Here is a 26,376-nt window from a genome sequence, read left to right on the forward strand (position 1 = left end):
AGTAGAAATTTTTTATAGATGCTTAGTTTTGCAAAAACTCTTTTAAAGCCTCAACCATAGGCGTTAATGGTCTACCTAATACTTTTTCAAAATCATCCGAAATGACAGCTAGTTCACCATTACGAATATTATTTTGAATCATCAAAATAAAACCAACGATCGACTCTGGAACGCCATTTTTGATCAATGAAGCTTTGTAATCTTCGTCATTCATAGCGACAACTTCAAATTCTCTGCCACTAGCAGTTTTAAGGGCCGCTGCTAATTCTGTATAAGTAATGGGGGTGCCTGATAACTCTAGTATTTCTGGTGCAGTTATTTTTCCAGTTAAGACATTTACAGCCGCTTCGGCAAATTCACGCTTTAATGCCCAACCAACTTTGCCTTCTCCAGCAGAGTACGCGAAAGGATGGCCTTCCGCTGCAGCATATAGTGTATCTGCTTCATTTTCTATATACCAATTGTTGTGTAAAAAAGTGTGGGGAATATGAGAATCAGAAATCATTTTTTCTGTTAAAATATGATCTTGGGCTAACGGGCTAGCTGAGTCCGCGCCCTTAGGGAAACTAGTATAAGCAATAAATGAAACGTTTTTTTCTTTAGCAGCTTGGACTACATTTTTGTGTTGTTCACCACGCGAAACCGCACCACCTGGTTGTGAGGAAACAAACAACATGCGGTCGATCCCATCAAAGGCCTCAAGTAAACTTGCATAGTCGCTAAAGTCCGCAACACGAACATCAATACCCTGTTCACGTAGTTTAGCGGCTTGTTCTTCTGTTCGCGCTAGAGCTGCGATTTCATCCGTTCCAACTTGTTCTTTCAAGTAATGTAAGGCATGAGTGCCTAGTTCTCCTGTGGCACCAGTCAATAAGTAATTCATGTAGTATCAACCTTTCTATTTTTAGTTTTTTTAAAACGCTTGTTTCCTTCAAGTTCTAATACTATAATAGGACTCTAAGTAACTTATGTAAAGTAAGTACTTATGAGTAACATAGTAACTAAAAAGTAACTATCTTGAAAGGACGGGGTTTCTATGCGCAATAAATTAGTGGGTTGTCCAGTAGAGACGACACTTTTATTGATAAATGATCGCTGGAAAATTTTGATATTAAGAGAGCTATTAGATGGGACTAAACGATTTGGTGAATTAAGAAAAGCAATTGGGACTGTTTCACCAAAAGTGTTAACATCACATTTGCGTTCTATGGAGGAAGATGGATTAGTTGACCGCGAAATTTTTGCGGAAGTCCCTCCGCGCGTTGAATATACGTTGACCGAATTAGGTGAAAGTTTAAAGCCTGTTTTGGATGCAATGAAGGATTGGGGCATAAACTACCAAGAAAAGAGTACTGTTGAAGTTGATCATCCGAAAGTGGATGCAGTGCAGCCAAATAGCCATTCATAAAAAGGAGGATTAAATATGAGTTTAAATAAACAAGAGATTGAAAAGGCTGTTTATGCAGAAAAGAATACTGGTGAATTTGCTCAATTGATGCAAGAATTCAAAAAAATAGGCGTTAAACGGTATGATTATTTAGTTGCTGAAGGAATGTATCGTTATTTCGATGATGAAAGTTCAATCGACTTACCATTGAACGGGAAATCCAAACAAGTTGCTGAACAAAGTGATCATGAGGCTATCAAAGAGGCTGTGAAAAAAGCTCAATCTGGAGCGTTTGATTTTGAAACCTTTTGTGAACTAGCTGGAAAAGCTGGTGTTTCTCTTTGGACAAGTGATTTAGTATTAAACCAAGTTACTTACTATGACATAAATCACCAAATGTTGTTGAACGAACCGATTCCTACTGTACTATGAAGGTTTTCATCAGATGCTTTAACTATAAAATATTTCGAGAAATATACCAAAAAGGCTGACTCCAATAAAAATGGAATCAGCTTTTTTGGTATTCTGTTCAGTTATTTCTTTATGATCATCGCAATAGCCTGATCAATTTTTCCAGCTTGGTCTAGAGCATCCGTTTGGGGATTTTCAAAACAGTCTTTCAAATTGTCAGCAACGATCATTCCCATTACACGATCAATGCTAGAGCGAACAGCACTTAATTGGGTAATGATATCAATACATTCTTTATCTTCATCGATCATTTTTTGAACACCACGAATCTGGCCCTCAGTTCGTCTTAAACGATGAATGATTTTCTTTTGCTCAGCTTGTTTAGTATCAGTATTCATCGTATACCTTCTTTCTAAAAGTCGTTTACATTATACCTTTTTAAATAGAATTGGCAAATAGTATTAGATAAACAAATTCAAGTTAGAATCTTCACTGTCACCAAGGTAAGCTGCGACGCCGCCAAATTCAACAAAATCAAATAGTTCTTCTCTTTCGATTCCCATAATATCCATACTCATGGTACAAGCAATAAATTTAACGCCAATTTTATTAGCTTTTTCAATCATGACTGGTAAAGGATCTACATTCTTTTGTTTCATGACTGACTTGATCATTTTAGCGCCAGCTCCACCCATATTCATAGAAGAAATAGGCAAACTTTCTGCATTATTAGGAAGCATGATGTCGAATAATTTTGCTAAACCTTGTTTTTTCACTTTTTGTTTTTTCAAAACGCCTAATCCCCAGAAAGTAAAGAAGATCGTGACTTGTTTACCCATTGCTGCTGCGCCTAAAGCAATGATCATTGATGCTAAAGCTTTATCCATGTCGCCACTAAAGACAACCATTGTTGCGCCATTTTTTGTTTCTCTCAATAAGCCATCTTGAGGAAGAGAAGCAACATTTGCTTGTAAGCTGTTTCCTTTAGCTATAGTAGCTACAACGTTATCGCCTTTGATCTCATTTGTCAGTACCGTATTTCCTGTACTTTTAGCCCAAGATTCAATATCAGCACTAAAACCAAAATCACTGGCTTGAACAACCATTTTCTGTCCATCAGTCATTTGATCCATATGCTCTTTTACTTTTAAAATAGGTCCGGGACATTGCAATCCACAAGCATCTACTTCAATTGTTTTTAAAGAACTATCGATGGTTGAAGCACTAACTTGTTGTTTAGGTGCTAGTTTAAAAGGTTTATTTTTCATTACATAAGTTGCTAATTTGTACGTCTTATAACCACCATCAAGATTTTTTACATCAAAACCATGATGCATCAAGATTCTTGAAGCATTATAGCCACGTAAACCAACTTGACAATAAACGTAGATTGTTTTATCTTTTGGCAATTCGTCTAGTCGATTTCGTAATTGATTTAATGGAATCACTGTACTATTTGGCAATGAACCTGTTGCAAGTTCAAAGTCTTCTCTAATGTCTAGAAAGTAAGCATTTTGATCTAATAAAGCATCAACTTCGTGCCATTGGATCGTTTTGACTTTTTGGTTCATCATATTATCAGCCGTATACCCCAACATGTTAACAGGATCTTTTGCACTTGAATAAGGAGGAGCGTATGCTAGCTCAAGACCAGCTAGTTGATCAGCCGTTCCGCCAAATTTCATAGCTGTTGAAATAACATCGATCCGTTTTTCAACGCCTTTTGTCCCAATACCTTGAGCACCTAAAATTTTACCATCATTTCCAAAAAGTAATTTTAGATGAATAGGGCTAGCACCAGGATAATAACCAGCATGTGAATTTGGGTGGATATGGATCACTTGGAAGTCAATACCTTTGTTTTTAAGCATCCGTTCACTGTTTCCGGTAGAAGCAGCTGTTAATTCGAAAATTTTTGCAACAGAAGCTCCTTGTGTTCCTGGGTACATTGCAGGAATCCCATTGATGATATCTGCAACTAAACGTCCTTGACGGTTAGCAGGCCATGCAAGAGGGATATTTGTAGGAGATTGATCTACAAAATCTTTGACTTCGATAACATCTCCGATAGCGAAGATATCTGGGTAATTTGTTTGAAGTTGATCGTTTACTTTGATCGCATTTTTGAAACCAAGTTCGATGCCACATTCCTTAGCAAGCGTATTTTCAGGAGTCACACCAATTGATAAAATAGTTAGATCTGTTTCCAGCACTTTGCCACTCGTCAATAATAGTTTTTTTCCATTATCTTTGAATTCTTTCAAACCGTCATTTAGTAACAAATTCACACCGTGCATGTTGATTTGAGTGTGTAATTGTTGAGCCATTTCAAAGTCAATATTTGGCATAACTTGAGGTGCCATTTCTACTAATTGAACATTAAGATCCAAGACTTTAAGATTTTCCATCATTTCTAATCCGATGAAGCCACCACCAATGATGGTTGCAGTTTGGATATCGTGCTTAGCAATATATTCTTTGATAAGATCCATATCCGGAATATTTCGTAACGAAAAGACGTTTTTAGCAGCTTCCATACCTGGAATAGGTGGTGTAATTGCTTTTGCACCAGTTGAAATGATTAGTTTATCAAAAGATTCTGTATATGTTTCGCCTGTTTGGTGATTCAAAACGCTGATTTCATTTTTTATTGGATCAATCGATGTTACTTCAGAAAAATTACGAATATCTAGTGCATATTGCTGTTCCATTCCTTCGACAGTCTGCAACAGTAAATTATCACGTTCTTTAATTTCTCCTCCGATATGATAAGGAAGGCCACAATTGGCAAATGAAATGTATTCACCTTTTTCAAATAAAATAATGTTGTCTTCTTCGTTTAAACGACGAAGTCTAGTAGCCGCAGTTGCGCCACCAGCTACACCGCCAATAATAAGTATTTTTTGTACCATGGGGAATTCTCCTTTGAAATTGCTTTATTTTTCACAATATCAATATACCCTACAAGGGTATGTTAGTCAAGTGTTTTAAAGATGAAATGAAAGTGTTGCTACAACAAGTGAATTAGCCAAAAAAATAAAAAAACACATTTCTACCTTCAGGGGTATGTGTTTTAAAGAGGAGACTTTGTGCTATTTATCCTATTCTTATCCAGTCTAACGATTCTTGAAAAAGGAGTGCTTGGTCAAATCAGATAGTCTGCCAATTCGATTGAGATATGAGGGCTTAAAGACATGAATAGGAGCATAAGAATCTACGGCGGTTACGTAAGAGAATTATACAATTGGCTCGGAATAGTGAGAATAGCAAAAATAGTTAACGCTAATCACAGCAATAACGATTATTATCAAAGTCACAAAAGTAGAAAAAAGATAGTGCTTTTGACTAGTAAATTTGGAATGATTATATAAATACAAAAAAGTCTGTAGGAGTACGTTGCTCCCGCAGACTTTCTAATAGGCTGAATAGTATATTTATATAGTTTTATTTTGAATAATAATAGTATCAAAAACAGATTAATCAGAAATTTGATCTGTTTCGCCATTTGTCTCAATATCTTCAATTAGGTTTTTCATTTCTGCAATTTCTACTTCTTGTGCTTTAATGATCGCATCTCTAAGCTCTTGAACACGAGGATCGGATATATCAGCTTTTTCACTGGTTAGAATAGCGCTGGAGTGATGAGGGATCATCGATTTCATCCAAGAAGTATCGTCAACTGTCGCTTGACTTCTTACCAACCAAAGCGAGGTGCCAAATGTAAGGATAGAAATGCCTAAAATGAGGTAATTCAATTTTTTCTTTTGGTACATTTTCCACATAAAGAGCAGCATGATAATGGCCATAACAGATCCCATCATAATAGACATATAAATACGAGTCTCACTAAAAGTAAAATGAGATAGTTCAAAAATATTGAAAAACATCAAAAAATACATTATAACGGTAGAGGTTAAAATCATTAACCCAAAACGAATGTAACTTTTCATATTATCTCCTCCTCAAATTGTATAACTAGCTAGCAAAAAAAGTATAAATCTGAACCTATATAACCTGAATTTATAGTAACATTTTATTTTACATAGTTAAAATAGCTTGCTTGGTATGGTAATGAAAATGAGTTGGTATCTACCATAGTGCGTACCTTGGAGCATTTTGCTACTATTTAAAATAAATAAATTTCGGATGAGCAATTTAATAGATGATGTTTTTTTTACATTAAATGACTCTAACTTGATGAATAAGTAGACTATTTCGGGGAAAATCCTACATTTAAACAATCCCTGTAGTAATATTAATCAAATGAAACCCTAGCTCGCTGTTCGTTTAATCAGTACTCGCGTGGTATTAGTCAAACGGAACCTTAGTTCACTGCTCATTTGATCAATTCCCCATTAATATTAGTCAAACGGAACCTCAGCTCGCTATTCATTTAATCAATAACCCTAATAAAGCGAATTTTATGGTGTGCTTTTCCTTTGAATGCATTAAGTAAGCTTACATAGTCACTAAAATCAGCAATATGTAAACCAATTCCTGGTCCACGAAAGTGAGCTAAACGAGCTGTCATAAAAAAATGCTGTAAAAAAGGATCCTGCTACTTGAAAAGTAGTAGGATCCTTTCTTTGTGATATCATCAAAAGTACCGATTATCAATCTAACTGGCTTTATTTACCTTTGAGCTGTTGTATGATGTCTCGGACGGCGGGTCGAGCACTTTCGGAAACAATATTCACTGAATTATTTCCAAATTGGATTCCAGAAATCAATTCACCGTGGACTTTTAGGGTATGAAGAATACCATACTTTTGGCTGACAGCACTTAAACTAGGCAAGCTAATTTGAACACCGCCAAATGTTTCGGGTTGAAGAAGACGTTCATTGACTAATTGGCTAACGAGCGGCATCCGATCCATTTTGAATGAAATGTTTTTTTCGGTACCTGCAGCATTGATAAGATAGTCTGCATGCTGTGACTTTTGATCTTTTAGAATAAATTCAAATGATTGTTCATTCTCAACAATATCGATTATGTTATCAAATACGCTGATTTTATTTTCTTCCCAAGCAGTTACCAACTCCTTGCCGGTAGCAGCAGGGAACGAACTGCGTAGTTTATCCCATTTTTCGTAGTACTTGTCAAAGAAAACTTGTTTATCTGATTCGCAAAGAGCCATCCATATTTCTGCTAGAAACGGACTCATATCGTGAAGCAGATTTTGGATCGCACCAATCTCTTTGGCATCGCGTAATTCTTCTTTGAGCATATCTTTAGAACCTAGCTGATCATTTTTCCAATTGTTTTTTAGTGATAATTGTTGATAGGCTACTTCATTTTTGAACCATTCGACATACGTTTCTAAAGGAATGAAACCGTTATTTTTTTCTTTAGCGTTCTTGATATTCTCTGCTGTAAAAAACCGATAGTCGATTGCCTTAGATTTGCCTCGGATGGATTTAAATCTTCCAGATGGAGAAAAGAAAGATACCTTTAAATCAGGTCGGTTGTAATAAGTGTATCGAAAAATATCGATACCAGTTAGACCAGTACCCACTACACCGACTGTTGCTCCATGAGGAATAATGGATAGTTTTTTTTCGACGGGAAAAGGATTAACAATGAAGTTAGGATGGTTGATCAGTTGATAGTAATCTTTGTAAGCAAGACCACCAATACAAAGGTGGACTGCATCGAAATCTTTTACACTGGAAGACGAAGTCAATCTGAGCTGGTTATTTAGCAGCATCTGAACCATCTCAACTTTTTCCTTTATGATTTCTGCTTTTGATTCTAAAAGCCAATCGTTCATTCGATCGGTTAAATAAGCGCCAAATAATTGACGGGGATAATGGTTTGATGTTTTATTTTCTTGATTTTGCTTTTTCTGTGCCCATTCTTCAAAATCATTCTTGTTTTCTGGAATAATAGTAATCGTTTCTGAAGGTTGGTTCATGAGTAAAACTTCGTTATCTTTTTGATAAGGTGTACCAGTTCCAAAAGTATTTTCGTCTCCAAAGACCGTTATTTCTATTGAAGGATCGATTTCTTTTTCTTTTGTCCATTCTCTCAGTACACTAATACCGGCAACGCCCATTCCAATAATAGCAATTTTCATATTATTTCTCCTTAGTATTCACTTATTAGTTATATAAAATAGAGAGTTTTATAAGCAATCTCAACAATTTAGTCTACCAAAAAAGAGCGCAAAAAGACAGCGGACGAGCGAATTTTTTTGGAATGGTTCATTATCCAAGTATTTTTGTCCCCTAGTTTATTAATCCATTTGAGAATCGCTTAACAGCTTATTGAATCAACAGTTTTTTAACTATATAATAGGGTGTACAGAGAACATGACAGGACGTTACAATTAGGAATGTTCTTATTTATTACGAGAGCGAGAATAACGCTAAGGAACAGGGCTCGCGTCAGCTCGGTAGTGCCGATTGTCTAAAGCTTCTATTTCCAAATGACGATAAAAATTGTAGAAGAAAGAATATAAAAGTTACTTAAATAGTTATTTTTAGGAATGGTGGAATATCAATGAATACAAACATAGATTTACTAATCGAGTACTTACCCTTTATTGCTCCACTTATTTTATTGCAGATAGGCCTTGCTATTTTCTCAGCCGTTCATGTCGTTCGTCACCCCCATTATAGATTCGGGAATCGAATGATGTGGTTGCTGGTAGTCCTTCTTATTCAGTGGATTGGCCCACTAGTCTATTTTGTTTTTGGAAGAGGCGATGAACATGATCGTTGAGATCAAAGGAGTCTCAAAAAAATTTGGCGACCAAGAAGTGCTGCGAGACATCCATTTGTCTATTCCGGAGCATTCTATTTTTGGTTTTATTGGAGCAAATGGTGCTGGAAAAACGACGCTCATGAAATGTATGGTTGGCTTGCTACCCACTAGCGCTGGAACTATTACTATTGCAAATGAGCCGGTTATTTTTGGAGGAACCAAATCGAATGAGCAGGTCGGCTATTTGCCTGATGTTCCTGAATTTTATCCTTTTTATAATGCAAGAGGATACTTGGAGTTATGTGCAGTGATCACAGGTCTTCCCAAAAAAGAATGGCAATCTCGAATTGATGAACTGTTAGATTTAGTTGGTTTGGAAGATACTAGTGCGTTGATAGGTTCGTATTCAAGAGGGATGAAACAGCGTTTAGGGATTGCACAAGCGTTGCTTAACCGGCCTAAATTACTTATTTGCGATGAACCGACTTCAGCCTTGGATCCTGCAGGACGCTCAAAGATCCTTTCTATATTAGAAGAAGTTAAGCAAGAGACGACTGTCTTTTTTTCTACCCATATTCTTTCAGATGCGGAACAAATTTGCGACTCCGTTGCTATGTTGCATGAAGGAACGATCATTTTCCAAGACCAATTGCAGACATTACAACAGAAATTCGATGATTACTTTGTATACACCTTTACTGTAACTGCAAGTGAAGCCCAGAAGCGCTTAATTAAACTCCCATTTCTTATGGAAGTGAAGGACAACCAATTGTTAGTTCGACTGCAAAATGATCAAGAGAAACTAGTGATGATGCGGGAAATTGTTGCGCAAGGACTCATTCTCCAATCTCTTCACCCACAAAGCCGCCAGTTAGAACAACTTGTACTGGAAGTGTTATCATGAATCAGTGGAGCGGTTTTTTAAAAAAAGAGTGGATTGAAAGTATAAAGTCATATAAGCTCTTGCTTATCGTCACTTGTTTTTCATTTCTGGGTATTCTTAATCCTTTTACTGCTAAAATAACTCCCGTTCTGTTCGAGAAGTTTCTTCCTGAAATAATGGTTTCTTTACCTGAACCTAGTGCGCTGGATTCGTGGATGCAGTTTCATAAGAATGTTCCACAAACAGGGATGATATTCTTTATTCTTTTATTTAGTACAATCGTATCTAAAGAATTGGAAAAAGGAACCTTAACGATGCTTTTGACGAAGGGTCTGTCGCGTACTACCGTGATCACTACTAAGTTCTTTATAATAAGCGGATACTGGATCGGTGCTATTTCATTATCTTTTCTGATCACCTATAGCTATACAGCCTATTATTGGGATCAAGGAACCGTATATCACACAGTATTTGCTGCTTTTGGTCTTTTGTTAGTCGGACTGCTCCTTCTTTCGATCACACTGTGGGGCAATACATTTTTTGCTAACTCATCTGGAGGAGTTATTGCAACTCTACTTGCATTTGGGGCATTATCTTTAGCTGCAATCATTCCGACAACTATCAAATGGAATCCGATAGTGTTGCTAACAGAAGCTTCTAATTTATTAACAAATATGACAGAACCTAATGAATTATGGCTGCCTTGTCTTGTGGCTATTGGATCAACAGTGAGCTTTGTCTGTTGGACTGTACTCCATTTTAAGAAAAAACAGATCTAATGATATGGATTTAAAAATAGCGTACGAAAAATCACTTCCAAATATAAATTTGGGGTGATTTTTTATATGCTTATGATTTGACTATCTAAATTATCTCTATAAGTTCTACACCTTTTTTTATTTTTGATAATTTTTTGACAGTTTGACAGATGGAAGAAAGATGTAGTCTCCTCAATTTGCAAGTCGTCTAAACAAATCTTTAGAGGGCTTCATAAGCTGATTCTGTTTGTTTTCTCTTATAAGATCGATGTAGTATAATTGATTTGTAAGAGAAGAGCTGAGATGGCCACAAAACAAGGGGTCTAAGTGGTACACTTCATGTCGGTTGATGCTATTTTGTCAGGATTATTTATAGTAGTTATTCCCACTAGGAGCTAGTCTAAAATAAACGGCAAATGATAAGGATACTAAAGGCAGGGAAAATTTAACAGGACTCTCGCGAGCAGTTGATAATTGGTTTGTTGTCTTTTGGGATATGTAATATGCACAGGATGATTTAACTTAACGATTCTTTCAAATTAGTTAAGGAAGAGGTGCTCTCATGATGAAGATTAAAGGGAATAAAAAACGCAACGTTCTGCTTCTATCGATTCTGCTTTTTGCTTTTATGTTGATTCCTTTTGTAAGCGTTCTAGCTGAAACAATTTCTGGTGATAACGTCATCGTAGAGTCAGATGAGACTTTAGAAAAAACTAGTTTTCTTTCAGGGTCAAATGTCCGTATCGATGGGGATATAAATGCGACTACTTTTATAACAGCTGCTAACACAGAGGTTAACGGGACGATTGATGGAGATTTATTTGTTACAGGTCAGAACGCTACTATAAATGGCACAGTAAATGGGAGTGTATTTGTAGCAGGACAGAATATCACCGTAAACGGTGTTGTTGAAAATACTATTTATCTAGCTGGAGCTACCTTAAAAGTGGGATCTCAAACAAATGGGAGTGCTTTTCTAGCAGGGCAAAATGTCTCCATTGAAAAAGCTGCAGTGATTGAGAAAGATGCTTTTGTAGGTGCATCGCAAGCCTATCAAAACGGTGTGATCAATGGTGATTTATCTAGTTCAAGCGAATCGCTATCTGTTGGCGGAAAAATTGGTGGAGATTTAGACTATAGTAGTCAAAATAAGGCTGATTTTTCAGGAAATTCTGAAGTCGCAGGCGAAACAACTTGGAAAAAAATGGAAATTGAGTCTTATAAAGATTCAAGAGCGATATTCACTACCGCAATCTTAATGCAAGTTCTCTTTAGCATAGCAGCATCTTTAGTCGTATGGCTGTTTGTCAGATGGATCAGACCTGATTTATGGACTAACTTAGCCGAACAAATAACGATCTCTCAACTTAAAGCACTTGGTTTTGGAGCGTTAGCTGTTGTAGTAGTTCCAATAGTTTCGTTGCTTTTGATGCTTACCATTATAGGAATACCTTTAGCTTTTATCTTATTAACGCTATACGGATTATCCCTTTATGTTTCAACGATCATTCTTGCCGTTTTTATAAGTCTTTGGTTCCAGAAAAGATTTAGCTGGTCCAATGTACAATCTTTTTGGGTGTTCTTACTAGGGCTGATCATTTTAAATGTTTTAGGGATCATACCATTTATTGGTTGGATCCTCGGTTTCATTACTGTGTCCTTTGGATTAGGATCGATTATATTGTCGATACTAAACCGTAGAACTCAAATAAAAAGTATTTAAAAATAGATTATGATAACTAATGGTGGTAGAAAGAATGATTCTAAAAGTTTAGTTCTTTGAATTTGTTTCATAGCTAGATTTAGCAGCTATGTTCTGACCCCCGAAAGATAACGTTTTAATATGGTCTTACATCAAATGGTGAGAATACTTCAAAAAAAAATTCTTCTGGAATGGACGGGTTTGCTTGTGGAGAGCCAAGGGAACGCCTGAAGCCTAAAAGAAAAGTTGTCATGGTTGTTGCTGCTTTAGCAGCTTACAAACATGATACACTTGGGCGTTATTTGCCCACAGTGCTTCATTTCAGGCTACAAGCAACCCTATTCCTCCGTAAATTTTGAGTAAGTAATGCCATTAGATTAAGTCTATCAACACTAAAAATTATAGGTCTTTTAATATTAAGCAGCTGATTGGCTGGCGTGGATGCGGTATCGAATCGGACTCACGCCCGTCAATTTTTGCTTTATATCGGAATCGATCAGACCAGACTACGCGAAAATTAGCTGTTATAAGAATACGTTAGACTGATTGACCCTGATATTGCCAAAAAATAAAAACCGTTATAAATGTCTTTTGAAAAAAGACTTTATAACGGTTTTTTCCTGTTGTTCATTGATTTATTTAATAGCGGCTTCTAATGCGACTTCAATCATTTCGCTGAAGCTTGTTTGACGTTCATCAGCTGATGTTTGTTCTCCAGTAATCAGGTGGTCACTAACAGTTAAGATACTAAGAGCACGCACATGGAATTTAGATGCTAGGTAATAAAGACCGGCTGTTTCCATATCTACACCTAATACATCAAGTTTTGTCATACTGTTCATTGTATCTTCAGTATCATTATAGAATGTGTCAGAAGAAAAGACGTTTCCAACATGAACGGTCATGTCTTTCTCAGTTCCGATATTGAAAGCGTTACTGATCAAACCATAATTACCGATTGGTGGGAAGTAAATTGGTGCTAGGTCTTTAAAAATAAGGGAGGAGTCTGTCGCTGCAGCTTGAGCAATAATAACGTCACGAATATGTACGTCTTTTTGAATAGCTCCACACGTTCCAACACGTATCAATGTTTTAACACCGTAATCATTAATTAATTCATGAATATACAAGACTGCAGAAGGCATTCCCATTCCAGTACCTTGTACGGAAATTTTTTTACCTTTATAGGTTCCTGTATAACCAAGCATATTTCTAACAGTATTGTAGCAAACAGCATCTTCTAAAAATGTTTCAGCAATATATTTTGCACGAAGCGGATCCCCAGGTAATAAAACGATGTCAGCAATTTGACCTTCTTTTGCACTAATGTGAAAACTCATAAATAAATTCCTCCTTTTATGTGGTAATACCTATGATAAAGGATAAAAACGATAAGCGTTATGAAAGCGTTATCTAATAAGAGGTAATCATGTTCACACTAAAGCTGTTGGACAAGTCATCGAAAGAAAGCGTTTTCTAGTCTATTATAAAGACAAGCCGATAGAGCATTAATCAAAATTTGCATATGCTTGTAATTTATCCATATCAAGGACGGTTATCGTCTTTGGCTGTAATGAGAGAATATGTTCATCTTGTAAATCTTTAAACGCTTTAGAAACGGATTCACGTGTTACACCAATCATACTAGCAATCGTGCTTTGGTTGATATTTTTTATCACTAAATCATTGGGTTTTTCATTGTTCTCGATAAAATCAAGTAAAACACGACAAACGCGAGTGTGGACACTATAGAAAGTTAAATTTCTTATTTGTTTATTCAAAGTTTCAAAGCGTTGATGGTGGATCCGGAAAATATTTTCCAGAATTATTTTATTTTTATAGATTAAAGCAATAAAATCAGCCTGAGACAGATGATGAATTTCAGCATCTTCAGTGACTTCAACAGAAGATAGAGCTGGGCTTTTAGAAAAAAGTTCAACTTCTCCGATTACTTCATGTTTTCTAACAAAGTCAAGGATGATTTCTTTATCTTCATACGCTCTATAAATTTTTAAAGCACCGCTTTTAATAATATAGACTTGATCAATGGGATCCTCTTCAAAAATGAGGATATGATTCTTTTTATATTTTCTAGATGGGATGGAATTTAAGATAGTTTTGATCTGTTCATCTGAAAGACCATCAAACAATTTAATACCCTTGCTCATGTTTTCACCTCAATAAAATTTTAATAGCAATAAGATTGTACCACTAAATAGGGAGGAAAAGAAATATGAAAAGCAAACGGATTCATTTGATCGTGTTAGATTCAGTTGGAATTGGTGAAGCACCAGATGCGGCATCATTTAATGATACAGGTTCACATACACTAGGACACATCGCGGAATCAATGGAGTTAGCCTTACCAAACCTAGAAAAAATGGGTTTAGGAAATATTGCAGATTTGAAAGGGATCAATAAGGTAGCAGCAAGTGAAGCGTATTGGACAAAGTTAGCTGAAAAAAGTGTTGGTAAAGATACAATGACGGGTCATTGGGAAATTGCTGGTTTACAAATTGATACGCCATTCAGAGTTTTTCCAGAGGGATTCCCAGAGGAGTTGCTTGAAAAAATTACCGCATATTCAGGAAGAAAAATTATTGGAAATAAACCAGCATCTGGAACAGGTATTCTTGATGAATTAGGTGAAGAGCAAATGGAAACGGGAGCTTTGATTATTTATACATCAGCTGATCCAGTTCTTCAAATTGCAGCGCACGAAGAAATTATCCCTTTAGAAGAGTTATACGATATATGTGCGTATGTCCGTGAAATCACAAAAGAAGATCCTTATATGATTGGTCGGATCATCGCACGTCCTTATCTTGGAGAACCGGGTGCATTCAAACGTACAGCTAACCGGCACGATTACGCGCTAAGCCCATTTGGTTCTACAGTATTAGATAAACTTAAAGCTAACGGAAAAGATGTTATTGCAGTTGGTAAAATCAGCGATATTTTTAATGGACATGGCATTACTGAAGCAGTTCGGACAAAAAGCAACATGGATGGAGTGGATCAATTATTAAAAGTAATGGAAAAACCATTTGAAGGGTTGTCTTTTACTAATCTAGTCGATTTTGATGCTCTTTACGGACATCGCAGAGATACAAAAGGTTATGGCGAAGCATTGATGGATTTTGACAGGCGTCTACCAGAAATTCTAGCTAGACTTGAAGAAGGAGATTTGTTGCTGATAACAGCAGACCATGGAAATGATCCAACCGCTCCAGGAACAGATCATACGCGCGAATATGTTCCGTTGCTTGCTTATTCAAAACAATTTGAAAATGCAAAAGAGTTGAAAACAGCCAATTATTTTTCGGATATTGGTGCGACAATTGCTGCAAACTTTGATTTACCAGCATTAGAAAATGGCAAAAGCTTTTTAGCAGAACTAAATTAAAAGATAAAATAAAAAACTACAGGAGTGATAAAAATGAAAAAATCAACTATTAAAACTATTGGGTTCGCTTTATTATCAATGACAGTATTGGCAGCTTGTGGAAATGGCAGTGCCAGTGAAGCTGGGGATGAAAGCGAAAAAACGGATTTTAAATTAGGTATGGTAACTGATTTGGGAAGTGTAAATGACAAGTCATTTAACCAAAGTGCGTGGGAAGGGTTACAACAATTAGAAAAAGATAAAGGGTATGAAGTGAAATACTTAGAACCTAAAGCAGATTCAGAAGTTGAGCCAAGCTTACTTCAATTTGTTAATAGCCAAACAGATTTGACTTGGGCTACCGCAGCAACGTTAGCAGATGCTGTGACAACGATTGCTTCTAATAATCCAGATGCAAAATTAGGTATTATCGATTCAGATATTGAAGGGATTGAAAATATTGTTTCGGTTTCATTTAAAGAAAACGAAGGTGCTTTTCTAGCAGGTGTTGTTGCAGCTAGTATGACTGAAACAGACAAAGTTGGTTTTGTTGGTGGAATGGAAATTCCAGTTATCCAACGTTTTCATGCAGGTTTTGAAGCAGGTGTCAAGGCTGTTAACCCAGAAGCAACAGTAGTTGTAAACTATGTCGGTGTCTTTAACCGTGTGGATATGGGTAAATCAGCTGCTTCTACAATGTACAACGATGGTGTAGATACTATCTTCCACGCTGCGGGCGGTACTGGAAATGGTGTCTTTAATGAAGCTCAAGAACGTTTTGATAATGGAGAAAAAGTTTGGGTGATCGGAGTTGATAAAGACCAATCACTAGAATTCGGCGATGATATTACACTAACTTCTATGATGAAAAATGTCGATAGAGCAGTATACGATATTTCTGAAAAAACAGCTGAAGGAAACTTCCCAGGTGGAGAAGTTGTTCGTTTAGGTTTAGCTGAAGATGGCATAGGCTTAGCAACAACATCAGATAAAAATGTGCCAAAAGATATATTAGATCTTGTTGAAGACTACAAAACAAAAATTATTTCTGGAGATATTACAGTTCCTGAGAAACCATAAAGGAGAGTCATACGATGGAACAAAAACGAGTTGAAAAAGTATTAGAATTAAAACATATTACAAAAAGATTCGGTAATTTTGTTGCTAATGATGACGTTTCGTTGACTGTAAGACGTGGAGAGATCCACGCCTTGCTCGGCGAAAATGGTGCAGGGAAATCTACTTTAATGAATGTTGTTTTCGGTATGTACCAACCTGAAGAAGGCAGTATCTCAGTCTACGAAAATGAAACAAAAATTGAAAATCCAAACCACGCGATCCATTTAGGCATCGGGATGGTTCACCAACATTTTAAGTTGATTGAAAATTTTACGGTCACGGAAAATATCATTATTGGTATGGAGCCAAAAAACGGCATCCGCTTAAATATGAAGGCTGCTGTTAAAGAAGTTAGAAATATATCTGAAAAATATGGTTTGAAAGTAGACCCAAATAGTAAAATCGAGGATTTACCAGTCGGTATGCAACAGAAAGTTGAAATCTTGAAATGTTTATATCGCGGAGCAAATCTATTGATATTTGATGAACCTACAGCTGTTTTGACCCCCGATGAGATCGGTGAGTTATTACAAGTAATGCAAACGTTGGTAGCAGAAGGTAAATCCATTATTTTGATTACGCATAAATTAAATGAGATCATGAAAGTAGCTAACAAATGCACCGTTATTCGTAAAGGGAAGTACATTTCTACTGTCGATATAAAAAACTCAAATAAAGAAGAACTTGCGGAAATGATGATTGGTAAAAATATTTCGCGTGAGATTGATAAACAGGCATACGACCCTAAACAAAATGTATTAGAAATCAAAAATCTTACAATGTTAAGTCCGAGTAAAAAGAAACTATTAAATAACATTAATCTATCTGTTGCCGCTGGAGAAGTTGTAGGGATTGCTGGTGTTGATGGAAATGGTCAGATGGAATTAGCAGAGGCAATTGTTAAAATGCGTGATTTCCAAGAAGGGGATATATTAATTAACGGTGTCTCTCAAAAAGATAAATCAACTCGTGAAATCTATGAATCTGGTGTGAGTTATGTACCAGCAGATAGACACAAACATGGATTAGTATTGGATAACGATATTGCAGAGAATTTAATTTTAATCGAATATTACAAAGAGAAGTATAATCAAGGGATCAAATTAAATAAAACATTGATGTACGAAGAAGCAAGGGCTGCTATGAAAAATTATGATGTTCGCGCTGAAAATGAACGAACGATTGTACGCGGTATGTCTGGTGGGAACCAACAGAAAGTCATTTTATCAAGAGAAATTGGCCGTGATCCAGAACTGCTTATTATTGTACAACCAACCCGTGGACTTGATATTGGCGCGATTGATTTTATCCATCGTCAAGTTATTCGCTTACGGGATAAAGGTGTTGCAATCTTACTTATTTCTTTTGAATTAGAAGAAATACTAACTTTATCAGATAGAATAGACATTATTTTTGATGGTCAAATTGTCGGACAAACAAAACCGAATGAAACAAATGATAGAGAATTAGGTCTAATGATGGCTGGTAAAGGATCGGGTGATGAATGAGACCATGGAAAAAATTAGACAAAACTTTAAGGATAGCCAAGCAACTATTCCGCTGATCGCAGTTCTCATAGCATTAATTATTGGAGCAATCGTCATGCTGATTGGTGGATATGACCCAATAGCAGCCTATGAATCATTAGTTTTAAAGATTTTTGGTTCACCTTACGACATAGGTGAAACCGTCCGTGCTATTATTCCGCTTATTTTAAGTGGATTTGCAGTTGCGGTTGCCAGTAAAGCTGGTATTTTTAACATTGGGGTTGATGGACAGATTATTATGGGGGCAGTCAGCTCTCTCTTAGTAGGTACATTAATTGATTTACCTCCTGTTATACATGGCATAGTAGCTATTATAGTTGGTGTGATTGCTGGGGGTTTATGGGGGGGCTTGATCGCTAGTCTTAAGACTAAGTTCGGGATCAATGAGGTTATCAGTTCAATCATGTTGAACTATATTGCGTTGTATCTGAGTCATATGTTAATCAAAAGTTTTGCAGCACAAGAGGGAACAGCACGCTCATCTCTTATTAAAGAATCAGCTAGTGTCAGTTTTCCTTCATTAAATGATCTGTTCAGCGGTGCACGTATCCACTGGGGTTTCATAATTATCCCATTCGTCATTTTCGGATTTTATTATTTCTTTGAAAAAACGCGGTGGGGCTATGAAACTAAAACAGTTGGGTTAAATCCTGATGCCGCAAATTATTCCGGGATGAAAGTAAACGGGATCTTAATACGGACAATGTTTATCTCTGGCGCATTAGGTGGATTAATTGGAGCCTTGGATACATTAGGCGTTTACGGATATGTAGCAATCGTATCTTCTACAAGTGGCGTAGGATTTGATGGTGTGGCGGTTGCTTTATTAGGAGGCAACTCAACATTAGGGACGACCTTAGCAGGTATCTTGATTGGAGCATTAGATTATGGATCACAAGGAATGCAGTTTGGTGCAGGAGTACCAAGTGAAATTATTGGAATCGTTATTTCACTTATAATCTTCTTCGTTGCAGCTCCTGGAATTGTTAAAGCGTTGTTACCGAAAAAAAAGGCGCTTAAAAAGGAGGTAAAATAAGATGACAGCCAATATTATAAGTGGAAGTTTGATTTTTGCCGCAGCCTTATTATTTGGTGGCCTAGGCGGTATGTTGAGTGAGAGAGCGGGTGTTATCAACCTAGGAATAGAAGGATTCATGATCTCTGGAGCATTTTTTTCAGCGATAGGTGCTTATTATGCTGAATCAGCTGGCATGGGAGGCTTAAGTCCTTTTATTGGTTTGTTGGCAGCTTTTATATGTACTACAATATTCTCAGGAATGCATGCTTTAGCAACCTTGAAATACAAAGCAAATCACGTTATTAGTGGGGTTGTTATTAATTTATTAGCAGCTAACGTTACTTTTTTCTTAGTTAAACTGCTATTCGATGGCTCGGCAGAAACACCTCGTTTAAAAAATATGTTTTTAAAAATTTCTATTCCTTTTCTATCAGATATCCCAATAATCGGTAAAGCACTGTTCAGCTCATATCCTACGACATATATTGCTTTTGCAGCAGTACTTTTAATCGGATTTATTTTCTTTAAGACTTCTTTAGGATTGCGACTAAGAGGTGTCGGAGAAAACCCTGGTTCTATTGATACAGCTGGGATCAATGTGATGAAAATCAAATTTTGGGCTGTTATGATGAGTGGTTCGATTGCTTCATTAGGCGGGGCGACGATCGTCTTAACTACAAATGGCAATTTCTCATTTAATACGATCTCAGGACAAGGCTATATTGCAATCGCAGCTGTTATCTTAGGACGATGGAATCCATATGGTGTTTTAGCGGGTGCTTTGCTTTTTGGATTTGCTCAATCAATCAAAGATCAAATTCAAATTTTAGATTTCGCTAGTTCTATCCCAACAGAAGTTTTTTACATGTTGCCTTACCTAGTTACTTTATTGGCTCTTATCTTTACTGGTAGAAAAACTCGTGGACCAAAAGCTTTAGGGGTCCATTATGATGCGAGTGTGAGGTAATGGTAACGGTGCAACAATTTTTTAAAGTAGAAGAAAGAGGGAGTACGTTACAAACAGAAGTAGAAGCTAGTGTTACTTCTTTTGTTTCGATCGTTTACATTGTGGCAGTTAATGCTCTTATTCTATCGCAAACAGGAATGAACTATAATTCCGTTATGATTGCAACTATTTTAACAACTGCTTTTAGTAATATCTTAATGGGCTTATATGCGAAGTCACCGTTAATTTTAGCTCCAGGCATGAGTGACAACGCATTTTTCGCTTATATCTTAGTAGGTGCTTTTGCTTTTACGTGGCAAGAAAGCTTGTCGATCGTTTTCATTGTTGGCATTATCTTTTTCTTATTGACGTATTTTAACATCACAGGTCAGCTTTTGCGTGCTATACCAGCTACAATGATTAAGGGAATGAGTGCAGGAGTCGGGTTTTTCTTGATTTTCCTTGGTTTGAAAAACAGTGAAATTATTGTCTCTTCGCCAGACACGATCGTGGCTTTGAATAATATTTTCCAACCGATTCCGTTGACGATGTTAGCTACATTATTAGTAGGACTGTTTTTGTTTGTTAAAAATGTTAGAGGAAATTTTTTGTTAACGATCGTATTCGGAGTGATCATTTCTATCTTTTTAGGAGTTACAGATATTAGCTCATTCTCTTATTCTCTGATTGATGCCCGGTCATTAGAACCCTTTATTTTTCAGTTTGATTTTTCTAGTATCCTTTCTTTCAACTATTGGATCGCAGTCTTTTCGTTACTTATTTTAGTTGTCTTTCAAAATCTAGGAACCCAAATTAGTTTTTTGAATTCTGAAGATCCAACAGTTTTGAAGAAAACATTAGAAGCAAATGGTTTATCTGTTATTATGGCAAGTGTTTTAGGTTGCAGCTCTACTTGTACAAGTGCAGAAGGTGCAACAGGAATAGCTGTAGGTGGAAAAAGTGGATTGACTTCATTTTTAGTTGGGATTTATTTTCTTTTCACCATCTTATTTATTCCTTTTATCGCACTCATTCCACTAGCCGTTATCTCTGCGTTGCTCGTGATTGTAGGTTCACTGCTAGTGGCAGGCAATTTGAAAGATATCGATTTTACTGATTTCACCGAATATTTCCCGGCAATTCTAATGGTCTTAATGATGGTTTTGACTTTTAATATTGCGGATGGAATCGGATGGGGATTCTCATTCCATACTTTTCTTAAAGTAAGCACTGGAAAACATAAAGCTGTATCTAAAATGATGTATGTTTTAACTGGAGTGTTTATTCTATACTTTGTATTGAAATTCATTTAACTGAAAAGCGCTAATAAAAAAGCAAAACAGCTGAATTCTAGCTGTTTTGCTTTTTTTGCCACGAGATCATCTGACCAGCGTTAAAAAAGGTATTAAGTTTTTTTAACAAATTGGTTCTTACAATGGGGACAAGTGATTTTTATCGTTCCTTTTTTGCGAGGTACGCGTAATTTCCTTTTACAATTAGGACAAGTATAAAATTTATACTGTTTGTGTTGGTAAAATTTATTTCGGATTTGGTTAAATTTTTGTTTCATCCGACGGTTAAGAGTTAAATATTTTTGATTTTCTATAAATCGTTTTGGACGATTTTTAGATAATGCTCGGAAATAACTGATTGCGATCGCTATCCACCCGATGGATCCAACGAAGGGTATATTCAATAGATTAAATAAAAAGATCAAGGCTAATCCTGCATACAATAAAACAGTTGAAAGTTTATCCATTCCGTATCTTCCAACCATGAATTTTTGAATTTTTAATCGAATATTTCTCATCTTTATTTGTCGCCTCTTCCTTTGTCATTGTAATGTCGGTAAATAGTATACCATTTTCAATAAAAATTTATAGCGACTTTAGTCTGATTTTAATAAGTTAATTGAAAACAAGCAAGTTGTCGCAATAGAAGAGGCGTGTTATGATTTATCTATTAAGTGTTTTTTAATAAATCAGTTGAGCAGCAAATAAAGCAAATAAATAAATGAAGACGAAGGAGATCAATAAAATGAAATCACGTGCAGCAGTTGCGTTTGGACCAGGTCAACCTCTTGAAATAGTAGAAATTGATGTAGCAGGACCTGAAAAAGGGGAAGTATTAGTTAAAATCACAGATACAGCTGTTTGTCATACGGATGCCTATACTTTATCCGGTACGGATCCAGAAGGTGTTTTTCCTGCAGTATTAGGACATGAAGGCGGCGGGATCGTGATTGAAGTCGGAGAGGGAGTAACTTCTGTCCAACCTGGCGATCATGTGATCCCTCTATACACACCTGAATGCGGTAAGTGCGAGTATTGTACGTCGGGCAAAACGAATTTGTGCCAAGCTATTCGTGAAACACAAGGCAAAGGATTAATGCCGGATGGAACGACGCGTTTTTCTTATAAAGGAGAACCTATTTATCATTATATGGGGACAAGCACATTCAGTGAATACACAGTTGTTTCTGAAATTTCGTTAGCAAAAGTGAATCCAGAAGCGCCTCTAGAAAAAGTTTGTTTATTGGGTTGTGGTGTAACAACAGGGATCGGTGCTGTAACCAATGCGGCAAAAGTAACTGAAGGCGACACCATTGCTGTGTTTGGTTTGGGAGCCATCGGGCTAGCTGTTATTCAAGGCGCTGTTCAAGCAAAAGCTGGGCGAATCATTGTTATCGATACGAATCCGGATAAGTTTGAATTAGCTAAAGAAATGGGAGCTACTGATTTCTTGAATCCTAAAGAATACGACCGCCCGATCCAAGAAGTTATTGTTGAACTGACAAACGGCGGTGTTGATTACAGTTTTGAATGTATCGGAAATGTACATGTGATGCGTTCAGCTTTAGAATGCTGTCATAAAGGCTGGGGAGAGAGCGTCATTATCGGAGTAGCTGGAGCTGGCGAAGAAATCAGTACGCGTCCATTTCAATTGGTAACTGGACGTGTATGGCGCGGATCTGCTTTTGGCGGAGTAAAAGGGCGCTCAGAATTGCCTGGAATGGTTGAAAAAGCGATGAGTGGCGAGATACAATTGGATCCATTCATTACGCACACTTTGCCTTTTGAAAAAATCAACGAAGCCTTTGATCTATTGCATGAAGGAAAATCAATTCGTACGGTTCTTTCTTACAATTAAATTGCTTCAATCAAATGCATAAGAGGAGGATAATCATGTCAATATTAGAACTTCTTGAAGAGCACGTTGTTTTTGACGGGACACAGTATAAATACCGTCATGAGTCACAAACACTAGCTTGTCCAATGACTTTCAGTTTATTTTTACCAAACAAAGAAAAATTCTCTAATCCACCTTTATTGTGGTGGTTATCAGGTTTAACGTGTACGGATGATAATTTCACCCACAAAGCTGGGGCACAAAAAGCAGCTGCACGTTTAGGAGTAGCTATGATCATGCCAGATACTAGCCCTCGTGGAGCACATGTAGCAGACTCAGAATATTTTGATTTAGGCCAGGGGGCAGGGTTTTATATCAATGCTACCGAACAACCTTGGGCATCTCATTATAAAATGTATGATTATATCACTAAAGAATTATCAGCTATCGCTCATGACCAGTTCCAATTGACGAGACCAGAATTTATTTCAGGTCATTCGATGGGAGGACATGGAGCGTTGGTAATTGGATTGCGTAATCCAGAACGGTTCCAATCGATATCTGCTTTTGCACCTATTGTTAATCCTAGCCAGGTTCCGTGGGGAATAAAAGCCTTCAGCGAGTATCTAGGCAACGATAAAGAAAAGTGGCGTGAATGGGATGCTATGGAACTGCTGAAACATGACACGAGTAAAAAAATCCCAGTGTTGATCGATCAAGGAGATGCTGATCCTTTTTATGAAAAGCAATTGCAGCCAGCTAAACTAGCGGCTATTGCAGATGCGAAAAATTATCCGTTGACGATTCGGATGCAAAAAGGTCATGATCATAGTTATTATACGATCGCGAGCTTAATTGAAGAGCATTTGGAATTTCATTTAGCTCAATTGGCTAACAACGAATAACTGGAGTCTTAACTAAATGAATCGCTTATGAATCGTTCAGTCAGCAATGCCATTAGGTTGGTGTTGCGGGCTGTTTTCTTATGGGAAGAATAATCCAATCAACTGATTCTGATCCAAGAAAAAACACCCCTTACAAAGGTAAATTAGAAATGTTTCTTATTTCTAATGTTTCCTTTGCAGGGAGTGTTTTATTTTTTATTTAGTGTTTTAACGAAAAAAGATTATAATTTTTCACCATCAAAATTACCGTCTAATGCTTTTTGAGCAAGGACATTTAGGTAGTTCCATGGACGGTTGAACCCTGGTTGGAAGAAGAAATCAGCAAACGCTAATTGCTCTAGTGTCCAGCCTGATGAAATAGCTACAGATAGTGCATTGATCGAAGCGGTAACGTCATAAGTTGACAACAATTGAGCACCGACGATACGATGACTTTCTTTTTCAAAATGGATTTTCATCATGACTTTTTCGTCATCGATAAAAGTCGGACGGATATTTTCTACTACGAATGTGCTGTCTACTTCAACATCGATGGAATCTTGATCAATATCTTTGACCCCTGTAGAAGCTAACTTGTAGTCAAATAATGTTAAACCGGATGTCCCAGATACTTCAGGCATTTTTACTTTTTTCTCTAAAATATTTTTAGCTGCGATCACGCCTTGGCGACGAGCGTTTGATGCTAAAGCAACTAGTTTAGACCCATGATTTGGTGCAAATGGAATTTTTGTAGCATCTCCCATTGCAAAGATATCTTTTTCAGAAGTCTCTAAATAGTCGTCAATAACGACCGTACCGTCTGGATTCAAATCAACGATTCCTTGAAGCCATTTCGTATTCGGACGGACTCCAACAGCCATTATAACGGTATCTGCTTCATATTCGCCTTTATCGGTAACCACTTTAGTAACGGTCCCATTTTTTCCAACGACTTCTTTGACCATTTCGCCCGTGCGAACAGTAAGTCCATGTTGTAGCATGTTCTCATTTAAAGAATCAATAAATTCTTTATCAAGATAGGTATTTAATACGCGATCTAAGGAATCAATAACCGTAGTCTCAATACCAAATTTTGTAAATGCTTCAGCTACTTCGATTCCAATGTAACCGCCACCAACAACAACGGCTTTCTTCGATTGGTCCATACGTGCTTTCACTTTTTCAGCCCAATTACGGCCACGTACATAATAAATATTATCTAAGTCAGCACCAGGAATAGGAATTTCAATAGGCACTGCACCTGGAGAAAGAATCAATTTATCATAGCTTTCTTGAGTTTCGCCATCAGTTGTTTTTACAGTAATGGTTTTAGCTTTTGGATCGATTCCAACAACATCACTATTCATATGGACGTTTATGTTCTGTTTAATATATGAATCTTCAGTTGCATAATGCAAGCTGTCTAAAGAATCAGCCAATCCTTCTAAGTAACTTTGAATTCCACAAGATAAGAATGATGCTGTGTCACCGCGTTCGTATAAATGCAATTCGGCATCTGGCTGCTCTTTCAATAATGTTTGGATAGCTTCATAACCAGCATGCGATGTTCCAACAACAATAATTTTCAATAAAATGGCCCCCAATAATATTTTTTAGTACAAATGCACCTTACCACTTAACCCTAGATTTATGAAACAATCTGCTTTAAGTGAAACTTAGGAAATGTTATCGCTCTATAGGTTCTTCTTTGTAGGGAGTTCATAAAGCATGGCAGCCCTTATGTCTGATCAAATAATTTATATAAAAAAAAGAAGGTATATCTGTTATAATTGATGAAAGCACTTACTCTAATGCGGTTTTAAATTTTTTTGGAAAGGTAAGCTGAAGTACGTTTTATCCGACTAAAAAGAGTGAAAAAAACGGCTGCTGTAGACTGAAATTCAATAAATAAAAGCCGCAAAAAAATGATCAACTAAAAATTAACTAGTATGAGGAGAATAAAACATGGCTATTGAAATTAAAAAATGTACCCTGGAAAATTTATCTGCGCTACAAAAAATGAGTACTGAGACTTTTCGTGATACATTCAAAGATCATAATACAGCAGAAGATTTGCAAAACTATTTAGAAAGAGCCTATAACACTGAGCAATTAAGAACAGAGCTGCTGAATACAGATTCAGCATTTTATTTTAGCTATTACACCAATGAATTAGCTGGGTACTTAAAAATAAATATCAATGAAGCACAAACTGAAACAAATGGTACCGAATTTTTAGAAGTGGAAAAAATTTACATACGAACCGATTTTAAAGGGAAAGGGATAGGAACAGCATTGATCCAAAAAGCGACTGAGCTAGCTAGTAATTACCAAAAAAACAAGATATGGCTAGGAGTTTGGGAACAAAACTTCGCTGCTATCGCTTTTTATGAAAGAATGGGATTCATTCAAACTAGCAATCATACGTTTTTTATGGGCGATAACGAGCAAACTGATTTTATCATGACTAAAGAGTTGAAAAAGACAAAGGAGTGAAAATT

The 26,376-nt window shown here is 36.6% G+C and carries 24 protein-coding genes; 15 read left to right on the top strand and 9 right to left on the bottom strand.

Translation table 11 applies throughout. From position 1 onward, the window contains the following. Window positions 1-22: 22 nt before the first annotated feature. Complete coding sequence (locus tag J7E16_RS06490) at window positions 23-883, bottom strand: SDR family oxidoreductase (protein ID WP_214890108.1); 861 nt, start codon at window positions 881-883, stop codon at window positions 23-25. A gap of 153 nt (window positions 884-1,036) precedes the next feature. Here J7E16_RS06490 and J7E16_RS06495 point away from each other — a divergent pair, with 153 nt between their 5' ends. After that, complete coding sequence (locus J7E16_RS06495) at window positions 1,037-1,408, top strand: winged helix-turn-helix transcriptional regulator (protein ID WP_214890109.1); 372 nt, start codon at window positions 1,037-1,039, stop codon at window positions 1,406-1,408. 15 nt (window positions 1,409-1,423) lie between these two features. Next, window positions 1,424-1,819, top strand: a complete 396-nt coding sequence (locus J7E16_RS06500) for a DUF1398 family protein (protein WP_214890110.1) — start codon at window positions 1,424-1,426, stop codon at window positions 1,817-1,819. A 101-nt stretch (window positions 1,820-1,920) separates the two neighbouring features. Here J7E16_RS06500 and J7E16_RS06505 read toward each other — a convergent pair whose 3' ends face one another. The 4 genes from J7E16_RS06505 to J7E16_RS06520 form a co-directional block, all read right to left on the bottom strand. Continuing rightward, window positions 1,921-2,196 (bottom strand): metal-sensitive transcriptional regulator, encoded by a 276-nt coding sequence (locus J7E16_RS06505; protein ID WP_034546630.1) that lies wholly within the window; start codon window positions 2,194-2,196, stop codon window positions 1,921-1,923. 63 nt (window positions 2,197-2,259) lie between these two features. Beyond that, complete coding sequence (locus J7E16_RS06510; protein ID WP_214890111.1) at window positions 2,260-4,710, bottom strand: FAD-dependent oxidoreductase; 2,451 nt, start codon at window positions 4,708-4,710, stop codon at window positions 2,260-2,262. 564 nt (window positions 4,711-5,274) lie between these two features. Then, window positions 5,275-5,748, bottom strand: coding sequence for a DUF305 domain-containing protein (locus J7E16_RS06515; RefSeq protein ID WP_214890113.1), 474 nt, complete (start codon window positions 5,746-5,748; stop codon window positions 5,275-5,277). 678 nt (window positions 5,749-6,426) lie between these two features. Next, window positions 6,427-7,875, bottom strand: a complete 1,449-nt coding sequence (locus tag J7E16_RS06520; protein WP_214890115.1) for an FAD/NAD(P)-binding protein — start codon at window positions 7,873-7,875, stop codon at window positions 6,427-6,429. A 425-nt stretch (window positions 7,876-8,300) separates the two neighbouring features. Here J7E16_RS06520 and J7E16_RS06525 point away from each other — a divergent pair, with 425 nt between their 5' ends. From J7E16_RS06525 to J7E16_RS06540, 4 genes are all read left to right on the top strand, one after another. After that, window positions 8,301-8,522, top strand: coding sequence for a PLDc N-terminal domain-containing protein (locus J7E16_RS06525; RefSeq protein ID WP_034546608.1), 222 nt, complete (start codon window positions 8,301-8,303; stop codon window positions 8,520-8,522). After that, the gene (locus J7E16_RS06530; protein WP_214890119.1) at window positions 8,506-9,408 is read left to right on the top strand and encodes an ABC transporter ATP-binding protein; all 903 of its coding nucleotides are present in this window, start codon (window positions 8,506-8,508) and stop codon (window positions 9,406-9,408) included. The genes J7E16_RS06525 and J7E16_RS06530 overlap by 17 nt, the downstream gene beginning before the upstream one ends. Next, on the top strand, window positions 9,405-10,166 hold the full coding sequence (locus J7E16_RS06535) for an ABC transporter permease (RefSeq protein WP_214890121.1): 762 nt from the start codon (window positions 9,405-9,407) through the stop codon (window positions 10,164-10,166). The genes J7E16_RS06530 and J7E16_RS06535 overlap by 4 nt, the downstream gene beginning before the upstream one ends. Before the next feature lie 541 nt (window positions 10,167-10,707). After that, window positions 10,708-11,868, top strand: a complete 1,161-nt coding sequence (locus J7E16_RS06540; protein ID WP_214890123.1) for a DUF8173 domain-containing protein — start codon at window positions 10,708-10,710, stop codon at window positions 11,866-11,868. A 614-nt stretch (window positions 11,869-12,482) separates the two neighbouring features. On the opposite strand, the gene deoD is transcribed toward J7E16_RS06540, so the two are convergent. Both deoD and J7E16_RS06550 read right to left on the bottom strand, forming a co-directional pair. Continuing rightward, entirely contained in the window at window positions 12,483-13,187 is a 705-nt protein-coding gene (gene deoD, locus J7E16_RS06545) for a purine-nucleoside phosphorylase (protein ID WP_035051132.1), read from the bottom strand. Window positions 13,188-13,355: 168 nt separating this feature from the next. Then, window positions 13,356-14,015, bottom strand: coding sequence for a Crp/Fnr family transcriptional regulator (locus J7E16_RS06550; RefSeq protein ID WP_214890125.1), 660 nt, complete (start codon window positions 14,013-14,015; stop codon window positions 13,356-13,358). A 65-nt stretch (window positions 14,016-14,080) separates the two neighbouring features. Between J7E16_RS06550 and deoB the strand changes: the two genes are divergently transcribed. The 6 genes from deoB to J7E16_RS06580 are packed head-to-tail and all read left to right on the top strand — an operon-like array spanning window position 14,081 to window position 21,175. Further along, the gene (deoB, locus tag J7E16_RS06555; protein ID WP_214890127.1) at window positions 14,081-15,253 is read left to right on the top strand and encodes a phosphopentomutase; all 1,173 of its coding nucleotides are present in this window, start codon (window positions 14,081-14,083) and stop codon (window positions 15,251-15,253) included. A 33-nt stretch (window positions 15,254-15,286) separates the two neighbouring features. Then, the gene (locus J7E16_RS06560; RefSeq protein ID WP_214890129.1) at window positions 15,287-16,312 is read left to right on the top strand and encodes a BMP family lipoprotein; all 1,026 of its coding nucleotides are present in this window, start codon (window positions 15,287-15,289) and stop codon (window positions 16,310-16,312) included. Window positions 16,313-16,326: 14 nt separating this feature from the next. After that, a complete protein-coding gene (locus J7E16_RS06565) occupies window positions 16,327-17,859 on the top strand; it encodes an ABC transporter ATP-binding protein (RefSeq protein ID WP_214890131.1) in 1,533 nt (510 codons plus the stop codon). A gap of 4 nt (window positions 17,860-17,863) precedes the next feature. Further along, on the top strand, window positions 17,864-18,934 hold the full coding sequence (locus tag J7E16_RS06570) for an ABC transporter permease (protein ID WP_214890134.1): 1,071 nt from the start codon (window positions 17,864-17,866) through the stop codon (window positions 18,932-18,934). A 1-nt stretch (window position 18,935) separates the two neighbouring features. Next, window positions 18,936-19,883, top strand: a complete 948-nt coding sequence (locus J7E16_RS06575; protein ID WP_214890137.1) for an ABC transporter permease — start codon at window positions 18,936-18,938, stop codon at window positions 19,881-19,883. Then, window positions 19,883-21,175: an NCS2 family permease gene (locus tag J7E16_RS06580; protein ID WP_214890140.1), complete on the top strand. Its 1,293-nt coding sequence runs from the start codon at window positions 19,883-19,885 to the stop codon at window positions 21,173-21,175. Before J7E16_RS06575 ends, J7E16_RS06580 begins: the two co-directional genes overlap by 1 nt. A 92-nt stretch (window positions 21,176-21,267) precedes the next feature. On the opposite strand, the gene J7E16_RS06585 is transcribed toward J7E16_RS06580, so the two are convergent. Next, window positions 21,268-21,621, bottom strand: coding sequence for a zinc ribbon domain-containing protein (locus J7E16_RS06585; protein WP_245792749.1), 354 nt, complete (start codon window positions 21,619-21,621; stop codon window positions 21,268-21,270). A 278-nt stretch (window positions 21,622-21,899) separates the two neighbouring features. Here J7E16_RS06585 and J7E16_RS06590 point away from each other — a divergent pair, with 278 nt between their 5' ends. Both J7E16_RS06590 and fghA read left to right on the top strand, forming a co-directional pair. Next, window positions 21,900-23,012, top strand: a complete 1,113-nt coding sequence (locus J7E16_RS06590) for an S-(hydroxymethyl)glutathione dehydrogenase/class III alcohol dehydrogenase (RefSeq protein WP_214890142.1) — start codon at window positions 21,900-21,902, stop codon at window positions 23,010-23,012. Between the two features lie 35 nt (window positions 23,013-23,047). Then, entirely contained in the window at window positions 23,048-23,896 is an 849-nt protein-coding gene (fghA, locus tag J7E16_RS06595; RefSeq protein ID WP_214890145.1) for an S-formylglutathione hydrolase, read from the top strand. 221 nt (window positions 23,897-24,117) lie between these two features. Here fghA and J7E16_RS06600 read toward each other — a convergent pair whose 3' ends face one another. After that, a complete protein-coding gene (locus J7E16_RS06600; RefSeq protein WP_214890147.1) occupies window positions 24,118-25,464 on the bottom strand; it encodes an FAD-dependent oxidoreductase in 1,347 nt (448 codons plus the stop codon). A gap of 376 nt (window positions 25,465-25,840) precedes the next feature. Here J7E16_RS06600 and J7E16_RS06605 point away from each other — a divergent pair, with 376 nt between their 5' ends. Continuing rightward, window positions 25,841-26,371 (top strand): GNAT family N-acetyltransferase, encoded by a 531-nt coding sequence (locus J7E16_RS06605; RefSeq protein WP_214890149.1) that lies wholly within the window; start codon window positions 25,841-25,843, stop codon window positions 26,369-26,371. Window positions 26,372-26,376 lie beyond the last annotated feature (5 nt).

Source organism: Carnobacterium sp. ISL-102 (assembly GCF_018612935.1).
GTDB classification, from domain to species: Bacteria; Bacillota; Bacilli; order Lactobacillales; family Carnobacteriaceae; genus Carnobacterium_B; species Carnobacterium_B alterfunditum.

Excerpts from the sequence above, each read along its gene's own strand:
- J7E16_RS06490 (WP_214890108.1), bottom strand. The coding sequence starts at position 883 with ATGAATTACTTATTGACTGGTGCCACAGGAGAACTAGGCACTCATGCC.
- J7E16_RS06495 (WP_214890109.1), top strand. The coding sequence starts at position 1,037 with ATGCGCAATAAATTAGTGGGTTGTCCAGTAGAGACGACACTTTTATTG.
- J7E16_RS06500 (WP_214890110.1), top strand. The coding sequence starts at position 1,424 with ATGAGTTTAAATAAACAAGAGATTGAAAAGGCTGTTTATGCAGAAAAG.
- J7E16_RS06505 (WP_034546630.1), bottom strand. The coding sequence starts at position 2,196 with ATGAATACTGATACTAAACAAGCTGAGCAAAAGAAAATCATTCATCGT.
- J7E16_RS06510 (WP_214890111.1), bottom strand. The coding sequence starts at position 4,710 with ATGGTACAAAAAATACTTATTATTGGCGGTGTAGCTGGTGGCGCAACT.
- J7E16_RS06515 (WP_214890113.1), bottom strand. The coding sequence starts at position 5,748 with ATGAAAAGTTACATTCGTTTTGGGTTAATGATTTTAACCTCTACCGTT.
- J7E16_RS06520 (WP_214890115.1), bottom strand. The coding sequence starts at position 7,875 with ATGAAAATTGCTATTATTGGAATGGGCGTTGCCGGTATTAGTGTACTG.
- J7E16_RS06525 (WP_034546608.1), top strand. The coding sequence starts at position 8,301 with ATGAATACAAACATAGATTTACTAATCGAGTACTTACCCTTTATTGCT.
- J7E16_RS06530 (WP_214890119.1), top strand. The coding sequence starts at position 8,506 with ATGAACATGATCGTTGAGATCAAAGGAGTCTCAAAAAAATTTGGCGAC.
- J7E16_RS06535 (WP_214890121.1), top strand. The coding sequence starts at position 9,405 with ATGAATCAGTGGAGCGGTTTTTTAAAAAAAGAGTGGATTGAAAGTATA.
- J7E16_RS06540 (WP_214890123.1), top strand. The coding sequence starts at position 10,708 with ATGATGAAGATTAAAGGGAATAAAAAACGCAACGTTCTGCTTCTATCG.
- deoD (WP_035051132.1), bottom strand. The coding sequence starts at position 13,187 with ATGAGTTTTCACATTAGTGCAAAAGAAGGTCAAATTGCTGACATCGTT.
- J7E16_RS06550 (WP_214890125.1), bottom strand. The coding sequence starts at position 14,015 with ATGAGCAAGGGTATTAAATTGTTTGATGGTCTTTCAGATGAACAGATC.
- deoB (WP_214890127.1), top strand. The coding sequence starts at position 14,081 with ATGAAAAGCAAACGGATTCATTTGATCGTGTTAGATTCAGTTGGAATT.
- J7E16_RS06560 (WP_214890129.1), top strand. The coding sequence starts at position 15,287 with ATGAAAAAATCAACTATTAAAACTATTGGGTTCGCTTTATTATCAATG.
- J7E16_RS06565 (WP_214890131.1), top strand. The coding sequence starts at position 16,327 with ATGGAACAAAAACGAGTTGAAAAAGTATTAGAATTAAAACATATTACA.
- J7E16_RS06570 (WP_214890134.1), top strand. The coding sequence starts at position 17,864 with ATGGAAAAAATTAGACAAAACTTTAAGGATAGCCAAGCAACTATTCCG.
- J7E16_RS06575 (WP_214890137.1), top strand. The coding sequence starts at position 18,936 with ATGACAGCCAATATTATAAGTGGAAGTTTGATTTTTGCCGCAGCCTTA.
- J7E16_RS06580 (WP_214890140.1), top strand. The coding sequence starts at position 19,883 with ATGGTAACGGTGCAACAATTTTTTAAAGTAGAAGAAAGAGGGAGTACG.
- J7E16_RS06585 (WP_245792749.1), bottom strand. The coding sequence starts at position 21,621 with ATGGATAAACTTTCAACTGTTTTATTGTATGCAGGATTAGCCTTGATC.
- J7E16_RS06590 (WP_214890142.1), top strand. The coding sequence starts at position 21,900 with ATGAAATCACGTGCAGCAGTTGCGTTTGGACCAGGTCAACCTCTTGAA.
- fghA (WP_214890145.1), top strand. The coding sequence starts at position 23,048 with ATGTCAATATTAGAACTTCTTGAAGAGCACGTTGTTTTTGACGGGACA.
- J7E16_RS06605 (WP_214890149.1), top strand. The coding sequence starts at position 25,841 with ATGGCTATTGAAATTAAAAAATGTACCCTGGAAAATTTATCTGCGCTA.